Source organism: Janibacter zhaoxuefangae (assembly GCF_050271985.1).
In the GTDB taxonomy this organism is placed as follows: domain Bacteria; phylum Actinomycetota; class Actinomycetes; order Actinomycetales; family Dermatophilaceae.
Genome location: NZ_CP189849.1, coordinates 786,804 through 800,685 on the forward strand (window position 1 = coordinate 786,804; position 13,882 = coordinate 800,685).

The 13,882-nt window shown below is 71.1% G+C and carries 14 protein-coding genes; 6 read left to right on the forward strand and 8 right to left on the reverse strand.

The window, feature by feature from the left end; all coding sequences use genetic code 11:
* The first annotated feature begins 185 nt into the window (after positions 1-185).
* The 4 genes from ACQBAS_RS03830 to gatB all read left to right on the forward strand — a co-directional run bounded on the left by ACQBAS_RS03830 (position 186) and on the right by gatB (position 4,139).
* Entirely contained in the window at positions 186-575 is a 390-nt protein-coding gene (locus ACQBAS_RS03830; protein WP_427385064.1) for a PPOX class F420-dependent oxidoreductase, read from the forward strand.
* 93 nt (positions 576-668) lie between these two features.
* Entirely contained in the window at positions 669-965 is a 297-nt protein-coding gene (gatC, locus tag ACQBAS_RS03835; RefSeq protein ID WP_427385065.1) for an Asp-tRNA(Asn)/Glu-tRNA(Gln) amidotransferase subunit GatC, read from the forward strand.
* Positions 966-1,116: 151 nt separating this feature from the next.
* Entirely contained in the window at positions 1,117-2,586 is a 1,470-nt protein-coding gene (gene gatA / locus ACQBAS_RS03840; protein ID WP_427385575.1) for an Asp-tRNA(Asn)/Glu-tRNA(Gln) amidotransferase subunit GatA, read from the forward strand.
* A gap of 2 nt (positions 2,587-2,588) precedes the next feature.
* Positions 2,589-4,139, forward strand: coding sequence for an Asp-tRNA(Asn)/Glu-tRNA(Gln) amidotransferase subunit GatB (gene gatB, locus ACQBAS_RS03845; protein ID WP_427385066.1), 1,551 nt, complete (start codon positions 2,589-2,591; stop codon positions 4,137-4,139).
* Between the two features lie 127 nt (positions 4,140-4,266).
* Here gatB and ACQBAS_RS03850 read toward each other — a convergent pair whose 3' ends face one another.
* Complete coding sequence (locus tag ACQBAS_RS03850; RefSeq protein ID WP_427385067.1) at positions 4,267-4,914, reverse strand: DUF937 domain-containing protein; 648 nt, start codon at positions 4,912-4,914, stop codon at positions 4,267-4,269.
* 111 nt (positions 4,915-5,025) lie between these two features.
* Here ACQBAS_RS03850 and ACQBAS_RS03855 point away from each other — a divergent pair, with 111 nt between their 5' ends.
* On the forward strand, positions 5,026-5,997 hold the full coding sequence (locus ACQBAS_RS03855; protein WP_427385068.1) for a 2-hydroxyacid dehydrogenase: 972 nt from the start codon (positions 5,026-5,028) through the stop codon (positions 5,995-5,997).
* A 10-nt stretch (positions 5,998-6,007) separates the two neighbouring features.
* Positions 6,008-6,889, forward strand: a complete 882-nt coding sequence (gene purU, locus ACQBAS_RS03860) for a formyltetrahydrofolate deformylase (RefSeq protein WP_427385069.1) — start codon at positions 6,008-6,010, stop codon at positions 6,887-6,889.
* 15 nt (positions 6,890-6,904) lie between these two features.
* Here purU and ACQBAS_RS03865 read toward each other — a convergent pair whose 3' ends face one another.
* The 7 genes from ACQBAS_RS03865 to ACQBAS_RS03895 form a co-directional block, all read right to left on the reverse strand.
* A complete protein-coding gene (locus ACQBAS_RS03865; RefSeq protein ID WP_427385070.1) occupies positions 6,905-7,693 on the reverse strand; it encodes an amino acid ABC transporter ATP-binding protein in 789 nt (262 codons plus the stop codon).
* Positions 7,690-8,313, reverse strand: coding sequence for an amino acid ABC transporter permease (locus tag ACQBAS_RS03870; protein ID WP_427385576.1), 624 nt, complete (start codon positions 8,311-8,313; stop codon positions 7,690-7,692). The genes ACQBAS_RS03865 and ACQBAS_RS03870 overlap by 4 nt, the downstream gene beginning before the upstream one ends.
* Positions 8,314-8,419: 106 nt before the next feature.
* Positions 8,420-9,223: a transporter substrate-binding domain-containing protein gene (locus ACQBAS_RS03875; protein WP_427385071.1), complete on the reverse strand. Its 804-nt coding sequence runs from the start codon at positions 9,221-9,223 to the stop codon at positions 8,420-8,422.
* A gap of 93 nt (positions 9,224-9,316) precedes the next feature.
* Positions 9,317-10,456: an LOG family protein gene (locus ACQBAS_RS03880; RefSeq protein ID WP_427385072.1), complete on the reverse strand. Its 1,140-nt coding sequence runs from the start codon at positions 10,454-10,456 to the stop codon at positions 9,317-9,319.
* Between the two features lie 14 nt (positions 10,457-10,470).
* On the reverse strand, positions 10,471-11,877 hold the full coding sequence (locus ACQBAS_RS03885; RefSeq protein WP_427385073.1) for an NAD(P)/FAD-dependent oxidoreductase: 1,407 nt from the start codon (positions 11,875-11,877) through the stop codon (positions 10,471-10,473).
* Positions 11,878-11,884: 7 nt separating this feature from the next.
* Positions 11,885-13,309: an aspartate aminotransferase family protein gene (locus ACQBAS_RS03890; protein WP_427385074.1), complete on the reverse strand. Its 1,425-nt coding sequence runs from the start codon at positions 13,307-13,309 to the stop codon at positions 11,885-11,887.
* Positions 13,306-13,758, reverse strand: a complete 453-nt coding sequence (locus ACQBAS_RS03895) for an Lrp/AsnC family transcriptional regulator (RefSeq protein ID WP_427385075.1) — start codon at positions 13,756-13,758, stop codon at positions 13,306-13,308. Before ACQBAS_RS03895 ends, ACQBAS_RS03890 begins: the two co-directional genes overlap by 4 nt.
* Between the last annotated feature and the right edge of the window lie 124 nt (positions 13,759-13,882).

Sequence of the window (13,882 nt, forward strand, 5' to 3'; positions counted from 1 at the left end):
GTCCGACACCTCAGTCGAACATGTGTTCGATTCTACGCCATGCGGGGCCGTCGGTGCGCGTCGACGAGGTACGACGTCACATCTGTGGAGAACCCGTCGGGGCGCACCAGGGCTGTGGATCCCGCTGGCGTTGGCCACGGGGTTGAGGGGCGCCCCTCGACTCTCGGACGACTAGCGTGGAGGTCATGACCACGATCCGGCCCGACCTCATCGACATGCTCGAGCGGCCGCTCTTCGGCGCCCTGGGCACGACCCGGCCCGACGGCTCGCCGCAGGTCAACCCGATGTGGTTCCTGTTCGACGGCACGACGATCCGCTTCACGCACACGATGAAGCGAGGGAAGTACCGCAACCTGCAGGCGAACCCCGGGATGAGCCTGTGCGTCATTGACCCGGACGACCCGTACCGCTTCATCGAGGTGCGCGGGCGACTCGTCGAGACCATCCCCGACCCGGAGGGTGCCTTCTATCCGGTGCTCGGCGCGCGGTACGGCGCCCCGGACACCGCCGTGCCCCCGGACGCCGCTGATCGCGTCATCCTCGTCATGTCCATCGACAAGGTCATCGGCAAGTAGGTCACGGCACGTCGAAGGGGGTCGGCAGCCGTCCGGACGTGCCCGCGACCGGGCCTGCGGTCCCGCCTCCAACCGGGCCCTAGACTGACCCGCATGGCTGAACTCACCCGCGACGACGTGGCCCACATCGCCGGTCTCGCCCGCATCGACCTGTCCGAGAGCGAGCTCGACCGCATGGTCGGCGAGCTCGGCGTCATCCTCGAGTCCGTCGCCCAGGTACAGCAGGCCCCAGTGGGCGACGCGGAGCCGATGTCCCACCCGATGCCGCTGACGAACGTCACCCGCCCGGACGAGGTGCGTCCCTCCCTCACGGCGGAGGAGGCGCTCAGCGGCGCCCCGCTCGCGGAGGAGCAGCGCTTCTCCGTGCCCCGCATCCTCGACGAGGACTGAGGCGCGACACCCGCGGCCACCGCGACACCCGCGCCCGACCGCACACCAACCCGCTGCCACCCCTGCCATCCGCCGGCCCGCCCGCTGCGACGAAGGACCCACGTTGACCACTGATCTCACCCGCGCCTCGGCCGCCGAGCTCTCCGAGCTCATGGCCTCCGGACAGACCTCGTCCGTCGAGGTCACCCGCGCCCTGCTCGACCGCACCGCAGCGGTCGACGAGCAGGTCCACGCCTACCTGCACGTCGATGGCGAAGGGGCACTGGCCGCCGCCGCGGACATCGACGCCCGCCGCAAGGCCGGCGAGCAGCTCGGCGCCCTGGCCGGTGTGCCCATCGCCATCAAGGACCTGATGGCCACGAAGGGCCTGCCGACCACCGCCGGCAGCAAGATGCTCGAGGGCTGGATCCCCCCCTACGACGCCACGGTGGTCGCCAACATCCGTCGCGCCGGTCTGCCGCTGCTCGGCAAGGTCAACATGGACGAGTTCGCCATGGGCTCCTCCACGGAGCACTCCGCCTTCGGCCCGACCCACAACCCGTGGGAGCTCGACCGCATCCCCGGCGGCTCCGGCGGTGGCTCGTCCGCCGCCCTCGCCTCCTTCCAGGCCCCGCTGGCGACGGGAACCGACACCGGTGGCTCCATCCGCCAGCCCGCAGCCGTCACCGGCACGGTCGGCACCAAGCCGACCTACGGCGGCGTCTCCCGCTACGGCCTCGTCGCGCTCGCCTCGTCCCTCGACCAGGCCGGCCCGTGCGCCCGCACCGTCCTCGACACCGCCCTGCTCCACGAGGTCATGGCCGGCCACGACCCGATGGACTCGACGTCCATCGACGCCCCGGTCCCGCCCGTCGTCGAGGCCGCCCGCCGCGGCGACGTCAAGGGCCTGAAGATCGGCATCGTCAAGGAGCTCACGGGCGACGGCTACCAGCCGGGCGTCCTGGCCCGCTTCAACGAGAGCATCGAGCTGCTCGTCGAGGCCGGCGCCGAGGTCGTCGACGTCTCCTGCCCCAACTTCGAGTACGCCCTGGCGACCTACTACCTCATCCTCCCGAGCGAGGCGAGCAGCAACCTCGCCCGCTTCGACGCCATGCGTTACGGCCTGCGCGTCGCCCCCGAGGGCATCGCCTCGCCGAGCGCCGAGCAGGTCATGGCGGCCAGCCGCGACGCGGGCTTCGGTGACGAGGTCAAGCGACGCATCATCCTCGGCACCTACGCGCTGAGCTCCGGCTACTACGACGCCTACTACGGCTCGGCGCAGAAGGTCCGCCGCCTCATCGCTCAGGACTTCGACGCCGCCTTCACCCAGGCCGATGTCCTGCTGAGCCCGACGGCGCCGACGACCGCCTTCCGCCTCGGCGACAAGCTGGACGACCCGATGGCCATGTACCTCAACGACATCGCGACGATCCCGGCCAACCTCGCCGGTGTCCCGGGCATGTCCCTGCCGAGCGGCCTCGCCGACGAGGACGGTCTGCCCGCGGGCGTCCAGATCCTCGCCCCAGCCATGGCCGACGACCGGCTCTACACCCTCGGCGCCGCCCTCGAGCGCGCCCTCACCGACCGCTGGGGCGGCCCCCTGCTGGCGCAGGCCCCCGAGCTCACCGCGAAGGGAGCCTGACCATGAGCACGACCACCGACGAGGTGCTCGGCTACGACGAGGCCCTCGCCTCCTTCGACCCCGTCATGGGCCTCGAGGTCCACGTCGAGCTCGGCACCGCCACGAAGATGTTCTGCGGCTGCGCGACCGGCTTCGGTGCGGAGCCCAACACCCAGACCTGCCCCGTCTGCCTCGGCCTGCCCGGCGCCCTTCCGGTCGTCAACGAGGCGGCCGTCGAGTCGGCGATCCGGATCGGCCTGGCGCTCAACTGCGAGATCGCCTCGTGGTGCCGCTTCGCCCGGAAGAACTACTTCTACCCGGACATGCCGAAGAACTTCCAGACGAGCCAGTACGACGAGCCGATCGCCTTCGAGGGTCACCTCGACGTCGAGCTCGACGACGGCTCGACCTACCGCGTCGAGATCGAGCGCGCCCACATGGAGGAGGACACCGGCAAGAGCCTCCACGTCGGTGGGTCGACCGGCCGCATCCATGGCGCCGACTACTCGCTCGTGGACTTCAACCGTGCCGGCATCCCCCTCATCGAGATCGTCACCAAGCCGCTGGCCGGCGCCGGCGAGCGGGCTCCCGAGGTGGCCCGCGCCTACGTCGCCGCGCTCCGGGACCTGCTGCGCGCCCTCGACGTCTCCGACGTCAAGATGGAGCAGGGCTCCCTGCGCTGCGACGCCAACGTCTCGTTGCGCCCGAAGGTCGGCGAGCCCACCTCCGCGGAGCAGGCGAACGTGCCGCTCGGCACCCGCACCGAGACCAAGAACGTCAACTCGCTCCGCTCGATCGAGCGGGCCGTGCGCTACGAGATCTGCCGGCACGCCGCGATCCTCTCCGGCGGCGGTTCGATCCTCCAGGAGACGCGGCACTGGCACGAGGACACGGGCGTCACGACGAGCGGTCGCCCCAAGTCCGACGCCGACGACTACCGCTACTTCCCCGAACCGGACCTCGTCCCCGTCGCCCCGACGGCCGAGCGGATCGAGGAACTGCGGGCCACGCTGCCCGAGGACCCGGCGGCTCGCCGTCGTCGCCTCCAGGCCGACTGGGGCTACAGCGATCTCGAGATGCGTGACGTCCTCAACGCGGGCGCCGCAGGGATCATCGAGGAGACCGTCGCCGCCGGCGCGAGCGCCGGGGGAGCGAAGAAGTGGTGGCTCGGCGAGATCTCGCGTCGGGCCAACGAGCAGGCCCAGCCGCTGGCGGACTACGCCGCCGACAAGGGCGTGACGCCCGCGACGGTCGCCGAGCTCGAGGGCCTCGTCAAGGGTGGCCGGCTCAACGACTCCATGGCCCGTCAGGTGCTCGACGGTGTTCTCGCCGGCGAGGGCGGCCCCACGGCCGTCGCCGACGCGCGGGGCCTCCAGCTGGTCCGGGACGACGGCGCACTGGAGGCGGCCGTCGACAAGGTCATCGCCGCGAACGACGCCATCGCCCAGAAGGTGCGCGACGGCAAGGTCCAGGCCGCGGGCGCCCTCATCGGTCAGGTCATGAAGGAGATGAACGGCCAGGCGGACGCGGGCAAGGCGCGGGAGCTCATCCTCGCGCGACTCGGCGCCAGCTGAGCCGTCGCCCCAGCCCGACCACATGACGAAGGGCGGGTGCCCCCGATCGGGGGCACCCGCCCTTCGTCATGTCCTCCGCGAGGAGCGACGTGTCCGACGTGCCGTGGCCGGCCCGTCGGACGTGCCGTCAGCGGCGCCCGCCGCCGAGCAGGCCGCCGAGGATGTCGGTGATGATCGAGCCGCCACCCTGCTGGGCCTGCGTCTCCTGGCCGCGGCCGGTGGCCTGGCCGAGCACCTGACCGAGGATGTCCTCGACGTTGATGCCACCGGCGGCGTCCGCGCCGGCCGCGGTCCCGGCTCCGCTGCCGGGGAGCACGCCGCCCCCGGAGCCGCCCGTCGAGCCGCTCTGGCCGGGGAGGTTGATGCTGCCGCCGGTCTTCTGGCTCATCTGCTTCATGATGTAGGACAGCACGATCGGCGCGAGGATCGGCAGGAGCTTCTTGACGAGCCCCGAGCCACCGCCGATGCCGCCGAGCTGATTGACGACCTGCTCCTGGTTGGAGCCGAAGATGTGGGAGGCGATCTTCTCGCCGTCGGTCGGGTCCACCTGGCCCAGGTCGACGCCGCCCTCGACGAGCGACGGGTCGTGCTGGGTGAGTGCCTCGAGGATGGAGCTGGCCCCGTCGCGGTCTGCGGCGTTGGCCTGCAGCCCGCCGAAAAGGGCGGGGAGCGCGGCCTGGACGGCCTGCTGGGTCTCCTCCGGCGAGGCACCGACCTGCTGCGCGAGCTGGTCGATGGGCAGGCTGGCAAGGATCTCGTTCGTAGCGTCGGACATCGATGACCTCACTGTTGTCGGTTCGGGAGTCTGCCTCCCGGTCGGGTCGTCGGCGGGACCACTCAATGGCCCCCCGCTCGTGAGGTCAACGTAGCCCACTAGCGTGGCGTCATGGTGGTCGTGAGCATCCCTGACTCGTCAATGGCGCCGTCCGGAGCCGGAATCGAGGGGATCGAGACGGTCGTCTGGGACCTCTCCGGGATCCCTCCGAGGGCCGGTGAGATCGAGGTCGTCGTCGCCCCGTACATGACGCCGAAGGCGTCGCTCGCAGCGGTCCGCCACACGCCGAACGCGCGGCTCGTCCAGCTCCAGTCGGCTGGCTACGAGGGCATCCCCGAGGTGCTCGCCGGCATCGGCCGGGCGGACGTGGCCCTCGCCAACGCCGCCGGGGTGCACGACGCCTCGACAGCCGAGCTCGCCGTCGGACTCGCCATCACGGCCCTGCGCGGTCTGGACGCGCACGCCCGCGCGCAGGTCGAGGGCCGCTGGGAGCGACCCCACGGCACACCGTCGACCTCCCTCGCCGATCGTCGCGCACTCGTCGTGGGATACGGCTCGGTGGGCAAGGCGATCGCGGCGCGGCTGATCCCCTTCGAGGTGGCGGTGACTGCCGTGGCGACCCGGGCCCGCGCCGGTGACGACCTCGTCGAGCGCGTGCACGGCACGGACGAGTTGCCGGCCCTGCTGCCCGAGCACGACCTCGTCGTCGTGGTCGTCCCGCTCACGGAGGACACTCGCAACCTCGTCGACGAGACGTTCCTCTCCGCGCTGCCGGACGGCGCGCTCGTCGTCAACGTCGCCCGCGGGCAGGTCGCCGACACGGACGCGATCCTCGCGCACGCCGGGCGTCTGCGCTTCGCCCTCGACGTCACCGACCCCGAGCCACTGCCGGCCGATCACGACCTGTGGCAGGCCCCCGGCGTCGTCATCACCCCACACGTCGGCGGCGCCTCGACGGCGATGGCTCCGCGGATGCGTGCCCTCCTGCGACGGCAGCTCGAGGTCCTCGCCGCGGGCGGGTCGGCGCTCAACGTCGTCCACGGCGACCCCGGTGCGCTCGGTGGGTCCGGCACCCTCAAGTAACATCCGGTCCGTGCCCGCCGCGACGACCGAACCCGCCCGCCCCGCCCAGGAGGTCGTGCTCACGCTGTCCTGCGTGGACCGGCCCGGCATCGTGCACGCCGTCGCCGGCGAGATGCTCGAGCTGGGGATGTCCATCGCCGACAGCCAGCAGTTCGCCGACCCGACGTCGGGGGAGTTCCACCTGCGGATGCACTTGCGCCGCGGTGCGGGCACCGACCTGGCCGATGTCGAGGCCGCCCGCGGGAGGCTCGCGGCCACCTTCGCCGCCGACGTCGCCGTCCACGACCTCGCCGTGCCGCACCGGATGCTCGTCATGGTCAGCCAGCAGGGGCGCTGCCTCAACGACCTGCTCTTCCGGGTGCGCAGCGGTCAGCTCAACGTCCACATCCCCGCGATCGTCTCCAACCACGAGGACTTCCGCGGGCTGGCGGAGTGGCACGGGATCCCCTTCCACCACGTGCCGGTGGCGAAGGAGACGAAGGCGGACGCGGAGGCGATCCTCCGAGGCCTCATCGCGGAGCACGACGTCGAGACGGTGGTGCTCGCCCGCTACATGCAGATCCTCTCGGCGGAGCTGTGCGCGGAGATGCCGGGCCGGATCATCAACATCCACCACTCGCTGCTGCCGAGCTTCAAGGGCGCCAAGCCCTACACGCAGGCGCACGATCGGGGCGTGAAGGTGATCGGCGCGACCGCGCACTACGTCACCGCCGACCTCGACGAGGGTCCGATCATCGAGCAGGACTTCCGCCGCGTCGACCACCGGATGTCGCCGGCGGAACTCGCCCGCACGGGTCAGGAACTCGAGGCCATGGCGCTCGCGCGGGCCGTCTCCTGGCACGTCGAGCGACGCGTCGTCCTGCGCGGGCGCCGCACCGTCGTCTTCGACTGAGGGGCGCGCTCAGGCTCAGAGCGGGTCGAGGATGCGGTGCAGGAACTGCCGCGTGCGGGGGGACCGCGGGTTGGTCAGGACGTCCGCCGGAGCGCCGCGCTCGACGATGACGCCGCCGTCCATGAAGAGCACCTGATCGGCGACCTGCTTGGCGAACCGCATCTCGTGGGTCACGACGACCATCGTCCAGCCTTGGGCGGCGAGGTTCTTCATGGCCTCGAGGACCTCGCCGACGAGCTCGGGATCGAGGGCCGACGTCGGCTCGTCGAAGAGCATCAGCTGCGGCTTGATGGCCAGGGCCCGGGCGATCCCCACGCGCTGCTGCTGGCCGCCCGACAGCTGGTAGGGGTAGGCGTCAGCCTTGTCGGCGAGGCCGACGAGCGTGAGCAGGTCGCGAGCATCCGCCTCCGCCTCCGCCCGGGGTCGTCGCTGGACGAGGACGGGACCGGAGGTGACGTTCTCGAGGACCGTGAGGTGCGGGAAGAGGTTGTGGGCCTGGAAGACCATCCCGCTCTGCGCGCGCAGATCGGCGGCCCGCTTCGTCGTCACCGGGCCCGCGCCGAAGTCGACCTCGACGTCGCCGATGCGGATGGTCCCGGCGTCGGGGGTCTCGAGGACGTTGAGCGAGCGCAGCACGGTCGTCTTGCCCGAGCCGGACGGGCCGATGAGGACGGTGACCGATCCCGGCGCGACCTCGAAGTCGATCGACGTGAGGACCTCGTGGTCGCCGAAGGCCTTCCGCAGGCCGCGGACACTGACGAGCGGCGCGGCGTCGTCGGACGGGCGGGAGGAGGGCGTGCTCATCGGGCCACGTACCTGTTCTGTCGCTCCTCGAAGCGCGACTGGCCGAAGGAGAGGGCGAGGCACACGACCCAGTAGTAGGCCGCAGCCACGGAGTAGAGGGGGAGGAACTGGTACGACGGAGCGGCCCGCTCCTGGGCGATCCGCAGCAGGTCGACGACCTGGATCGTCGAGGCGAGCGAGGTGTCCTTGACGAGCGAGATGAGCGTGTTCGACAGGGGTGGGATCGCCGCGCGGGTGGCCTGGGGGAGCACCACCCGGCGCAGGGTCGTCACGTAGCCCATGCCGACCGTCGACGCGGCCTCCCACTGACCCTTGGGCACCGTGAGGATCGCCGAGCGGATCACCTCCGCCGCATAGCCACCGACGTTGAGGGTGAAGGCGATCGTCGCGGCGATGAAGGGGTCGAAGTTCACCCCGAGCGAGGGCAGCCCGTAGAAGATGATGAAGAGCTGGACGAGCAGCGGCGTCCCGCGGATGACGGAGATGTAGAACCGCGCCACCCCGGACGCGAGCCGGTTCGGCGAGATCCGCATCAGGGCCACGACGAGGGCGACCGCGAGCCCGAGGACGAAGCTGACCGCCGTCAGCGTCAACGTGCCCTTGAGCAGCCCGCCGAGCATGGGGACGAGGGAGTCCCGGATGAGGGTGAGGGTCTGCTCGTTCACCCCGGCATCGTCCCAGAGCGGCGGCGGGCCTGCTCAGCGAAGGGGGCCACGGCGTCGAGGGTCACGGAGCGACGGTCACGTCGGAGTCGAAGTACGTCTTCGAGATCGTCGCCAGGGTCCCGTCCTTCGTCAGCGTCGTCAGCGCCTCGTCGATCGCCGCGACGAGGTCGGAGTCCTTGCGGGTCGCGACGACCTGCTCGGAGATGTCGCCGGTCTTGGCCGCGACCTTGATCGAGTCGTCGCCGGTCGACTTCTGGTAGTCGAGGATCGCGAGGCTGTCGTTGACCGTCGCGTCGACGCGCTTCTGCTTGAGCAGCGTCACCGCCTGGGTGAGGCCCTCGACGGACTGGACGTTCGCGCCCGCGTCCTTGGCGACCTGCGCCCAGTTGCTCGTGATGCTCTGGGCGGACTTCTTGCCCTTGAGGTCGGCGAGCGAGTTGATGCTGTCGTCGTCGGAGCGGGTGGCGATGACGCCCTCGGACCACGTGTAGGTCTGGCTCAGGCCGTAGAGGCCGGCGCGCTCCTCGTTCTTGGTCACCTGGTTGACGACGATGTCGAAGCGCTTGGACGTCAGGCCGGCGAAGATCGCGTCCCACGGCGTCTCGGAGAACTCGACCTCGACCCCGAGCTCCTTGCCGATCGCCTTCGCGACCTCGACGTCGTAGCCCGTGAGCTCGTTGGTCTTGGAGTCGTGGAAGGTGAAGGGGGCGTAGGTGCCCTCGGTGCCGACCTTCAGCACACCGGCCTCCTTGACGGCTGCGAGCTCGGACGTCGCGGCCCCGTCGTCGTCGCTCGAGCCGCAGGCGGCGAGCACGGAGGTGAGGAGGGCGGCGGTGGCGATGGCGGTGAGCCGGGAGGTCTTCACGGAGTGTCCTTTTTGGGGCTGGGTGGTCGGCGGCGTGCCGCGGCCGACCGGCGTTCGGGTATTACGCGATGTTGGACAAACGATAACGCGACATTATTCCCGACCCTGAATCGGGTCACCGTGGAGGAGGACGGGCAGCACGTCGTCGATGTCGTCGACGAGGTGCACGACCTCGCCCATCCGGCGCCCCTCGCCGAGCGCGCGCAGGAGCGGCCAGACGGGCACCTCCTCCTCCCAGTGGCGACGGCCCACGAGCACCATCCGCGGCAGGTCCGTCGCGTCGTCGCCGTAGAAGAGGCGGGTCGCCGCCTGGAAGATCTCCTGCACCGTGCCCGCGGCCCCCGGGAGAACGACGACTCCCGCGGTGCAGCGGGCGAGCAGCACGTCCTCCCGCAGGGCGTTGGAGAAGTACTTCACGATCGCGCTGGCGAAGAGGTTGGGCGGCTCGTGTCCGTAGAACCAGGTCGGGACGCCGATGCTGCGGACGTCGTGCTCGGCCGCGGGAAGGCGACCGCCGGCCGCGAGCACGCCCTCGCGCACGGCCCACGCGACCTTCGCCCAGGCGTCGATGCTGGGTCGGAAGGAGGGCACGGACGAGAGCGTCGTGAGCGCGGTGGCGAGGGCCGCCTCGTGCTGGCACAGGGCGCCGAGGTTGGCGGCCTCCATGGCGCCCGGGCCGCCGCCGGTGGCCACGAGCAGGCCGGCGTCGGCGAGGCGGTGACCCAGGCGCGCAGCATCGCCGTAGTCGTCGCTCCCGCGCGGCACGGCGTGTCCGCCCATGATGCCCACCACGTCGCGCCCCTCGACGAGTTCGTCGAGCGAGTCGGTCATCGAGTGGTCGTGGATGGACTGCAGCAAGGTGTCGAAGACATCGGGGGAGTCGCGGTTGCCCTGAAGCCAGCGGTAGGCCCGGGCATCGACGCTGTCCGCGTAGCCCGGGTCCTCGAGCGTGTCGTAGAGCTCGGCGGCGGTGTACGCGTGGGGCCGATAGGGGTCGATCGGGGCGTGCGGGTCGCCCGGGAAGATCGTCGCGCCGCCCTTGCGCAGCCGGTGCTCCAGGACGGGCGTGAGGTGGCCGCCGAGGACGACGAGGCCGGAGACGTCACGTCCGACCAGTTCCGTGCCCACGGGACCGCGAAGGTCGAGGCCCTGGAGGCGGTGGCCGTGCAGCGGCGCGCCGGTCCCGAGGAGGTCGGCGAGTTCGGTGAGGGTCTCGATCTCGTGGTGCGGCAAGGGAACCCCTGAGGTCAGTGGGACGTCAGCCGGGACAGGACCCGACCCACGACGGCGGGTCGGCCGGTGAGCTGCTCCTCGCGGTCGGCGAGCGAGGCCAGTCGCAGGCCGGCGTTGATCCCGGCCCACCGCAACGGCTCGGGCTCCCAGTCGGGCGAGCGATGGCCCACCCACGGCAGTCGGGTGCGCGGGGTGTCGAGGCCGCACAGAAGGTCGGCCAGCGTCGCCCCGGCGAGTTGGGTCGCGGCCACGCCGTCGCCGACGTAGCCGCCGGCGCGCGCGACGCCCGAGCTCGCGTCGTAGGCGACCGAGGGATGCCAGTCACGGGCGATGCCCAGGGGGCCGCCCCAGGCATGGGTGAAGCTGACGTCGCCGAGCTGCGGGAGCAGTTCGAGCAGGGTCCGGCGCAGCTCGGCGAAGACGGCCTCGTCACGGTCGAACGCCGGGGAGATCGCCGAGCCCCGGTGATAGGGCGCCCCGCGCCCACCGAAGGCGATGCGGTCGTCGACCGTCCGCTGGCCGTAGATGATGAGGTGCCGGTGATCGCTGAAGGTCTCTCGACGCTCGAGGCCGATGGTGGCCCACATCTGCGGCGACAGCGGTTCCGTCGCGACCATGAGCGAGTACACCGGGGCGATGCTGCGCCGCAGCCGGGGGAGCCGGGCCCCATAGGCCTCGGTCGCCCGCACGATCTGGGTGGCCCGGATGACCTGGCCCGAGGCGAGGACCACGCGGCCGGCAGCCGCGTCGGCGACGCGGACCCCTTCGTGGATGGTGCCGCCACGGCGGCGCACGGCCTCGGCCAGACCGTCGACGAGAGCGCGCGGGTGCACCCGCGCGCAGTGGGGTGTGAAGGTCGCCCCGAGGGTGTCCGCGGCCGACAGCCGCTCGTGCGCCTCGTCCCGGTCGAGCCATCGGGTGCCCAGCCCCCACTCGTCCGACTCGGCGACCTCCGCGAGGGCGCGCTTCGCCTGGGCGGCGTTGCGCGCCACGGCGATCGAGCCGCCTCGCACATAGCCGCAGTCGATGCCCTCGGCCTCGACGATGGCGCCGAGGTCCTCGACGACCTCGCGCAGGGCACCGAACATCGCCCGTGCACCCTCGGCTCCGTGGCGACGCGCGAGCACGGTCGGGCCCACGGGGTAGAGCGCCGAGACCCAGCCGCCGTTGCGTCCGCTGGCGCCGAAGCCGACGTGCTCGGCCTCGAGCACGGCGACCCGGGCCTCGGGTCGCCGGGTGAGCAGGTGGTAGGCCGTCCACAGCCCGGTGAAGCCCGCGCCGACGATGGCGACGTCGACCTGGCTGGGCAGTTCTGGCGCAGCGAGATCGGACGCAGCGAGATCGGCGGCGCCGCGGTCGGCCGAGACGGGTCGGGCGGAGCCGAGGGCGCCGCCCGCGCCCTCGGACCAGAGTGCGGTCACGGTGGGGTCAGAGCTTGTCGAGAGCCCCGTCGAGCACCGAGCGGATCCGCTGCTCGATGTCGTCGAACTCGGGCTGGCCGATCGTCAGCGGCGGGGCGAGTTGGATCACCGGGTCGCCGCGGTCGTCGGCGCGGCAGTAGAGGCCGGCGTCGAAGAGGCCCTTGCTGACATGGCCGTGCAGCAGGCGCTCGGCCTCATCGTCGGTGAAGGTCTCGCGGGTCGCCTTGTCCTTGACCAGTTCGATCCCGAAGAAGTAGCCCTCGCCGCGGACGTCGCCGACGATCGGCAGGTCGAGCAGTCGCTCGAGCGTCGCGCGGAAGGCGGGGGAGTTCTTCTTGACGTGCTCGTTGAGTCCCTCGCGCTCGAAGATGTCGAGGTTCTCCATGGCGACGGCGGCGCTGACCGGGTGCCCGCCGAAGGTGAAGCCGTGCAGGAAGGAGGTCGTCCCCTTCTTGAACGGCTCGAAGAGGCGATCGCTGGCGATCATCGCGCCGATGGGGGAGTAGCCGCTCGTCATGCCCTTGGCGCAGGTGATGATGTCGGGCTGGTAGCCGAAGTCGTCGGAGGCGAACATCGAGCCGATCCGGCCGAAGGCGCAGATCACCTCGTCGGAGACGAGCAGGACGTCGTACTCGTCGCAGATCTCGCGGACGCGCTCGAAGTAGCCGGGCGGCGGCGGGAAGCAACCGCCCGCGTTCTGGACCGGCTCGAGGAAGACGGCGGCCACGGTGTCGGGGCCCTCCATCTCGATCGCCTCGGCGATCCGGTCGGCCGCCCAGCGGCCGAAGGCCTTCGGGTCGTCGCGCAGCGGCTCGGCAGCCCGGTAGATGTTGGTGTTCGGGACCTTGTGGGCGCCGGGCACGAGGGGCTCGAAGGCCTCCTTCAGCGGCGGCAGGCCGGTGATCGACAGGGCGCCCTGGGGCGTGCCGTGGTAGGCGATGGAACGGCTGATGACCTTGTGCTTGGTCGGCTTGCCGGTGAGCTTGAAGTACTGCTTCGCGAGCTTCCACGCGGACTCCACGGCCTCGCCGCCGCCCGTCGTGAAGAAGACCCGGTTGAGGTCGCCCGGGGCCCCGGCGGCGAGCCGCTCGGCGAGCTCGATGGCCTTGGGGTGGGCGTAGGACCAGATCGGGAAGAAGGCCAACTGCTCGGCCTGCTTGGCGGCGGCCTCCGCCAGTTCGGCGCGGCCGTGGCCGACCTGGACGACGAAGAGGCCGGCGAGGCCGTCGATGTACTCCTTGCCCGCGGCGTCCCAGATCTTGTGGCCCTCACCGCGCACGATGATGGGGACCTGACCGCCCTCCTCGAAGACGGAGTGCCGGGTGAAGTGCATCCACAGGTTGTCGCGCGCGGCGTCCTGGTAGGACGTGCCCAGCGGGGTGGTCCCCGGCTGGCGGGAGGCGGGGGTGGTCGTCGTCGGGTCGGTCGTCATCTCGTGCCCCAGTCATAGCGTTGTCGGTTGAGGTGCAGGTACATGAAGGTCTCGGTGCGCACGACCCCGGGGATCGCGCGCAGTTGGTCGTTGAGCAGGCGCAGGAGGTGCTCGTCGTCCTCGCAGACGACCTCGATGAGCAGGTCGAAACTGCCGGCGGTGGTCACGGAGTAGGCCACCTCGTCGATCGTGTCGACGGCCCGCGCCACCCGCTGGAGGTCGCCCTCGACGCGCAGCCCGATCATCGCCTGTCGGCGGAAGCCGACCTGAAGGGGATCGGTGACGGCGACGATCTGCATCACGTCGGCCTCGAGGAGGCGTTGGACCCTTTGTCGCACAGCGGTTTCGGAGAGTCCGACGTGCTTGGCGATCGTCGAGTAGGCCGCCCGCCCGTCCTGCTGCAGGTAGCCGATGATCTCCTTCGAGATCTCGTCGAGGACCACACTCATGCCCCCGATCGTGGACTACTCCAGCGAGGCATGCAAGCGCCAGCACGTCGGATTCCGGCGACCAGTGGGATGGAAAGCGCGGCATTCGTATCGATTGTGTCCATTCAGCCCTTGAAACCGACGC

Bases quoted from the DNA above. Each gene is read 5' to 3' on its own strand.
- ACQBAS_RS03830 (WP_427385064.1), top strand. From the start codon at position 186: ATGACCACGATCCGGCCCGACCTCATCGACATGCTCGAGCGGCCGCTC.
- gatC (WP_427385065.1), top strand. From the start codon at position 669: ATGGCTGAACTCACCCGCGACGACGTGGCCCACATCGCCGGTCTCGCC.
- gatA (WP_427385575.1), top strand. From the start codon at position 1,117: ATGGCCTCCGGACAGACCTCGTCCGTCGAGGTCACCCGCGCCCTGCTC.
- gatB (WP_427385066.1), top strand. From the start codon at position 2,589: ATGAGCACGACCACCGACGAGGTGCTCGGCTACGACGAGGCCCTCGCC.
- ACQBAS_RS03850 (WP_427385067.1), bottom strand. From the start codon at position 4,914: ATGTCCGACGCTACGAACGAGATCCTTGCCAGCCTGCCCATCGACCAG.
- ACQBAS_RS03855 (WP_427385068.1), top strand. From the start codon at position 5,026: ATGGTGGTCGTGAGCATCCCTGACTCGTCAATGGCGCCGTCCGGAGCC.
- ACQBAS_RS03865 (WP_427385070.1), bottom strand. From the start codon at position 7,693: ATGAGCACGCCCTCCTCCCGCCCGTCCGACGACGCCGCGCCGCTCGTC.
- ACQBAS_RS03870 (WP_427385576.1), bottom strand. From the start codon at position 8,313: ATGCTCGGCGGGCTGCTCAAGGGCACGTTGACGCTGACGGCGGTCAGC.
- ACQBAS_RS03890 (WP_427385074.1), bottom strand. From the start codon at position 13,309: ATGACGACCGACCCGACGACGACCACCCCCGCCTCCCGCCAGCCGGGG.
- ACQBAS_RS03895 (WP_427385075.1), bottom strand. From the start codon at position 13,758: ATGAGTGTGGTCCTCGACGAGATCTCGAAGGAGATCATCGGCTACCTG.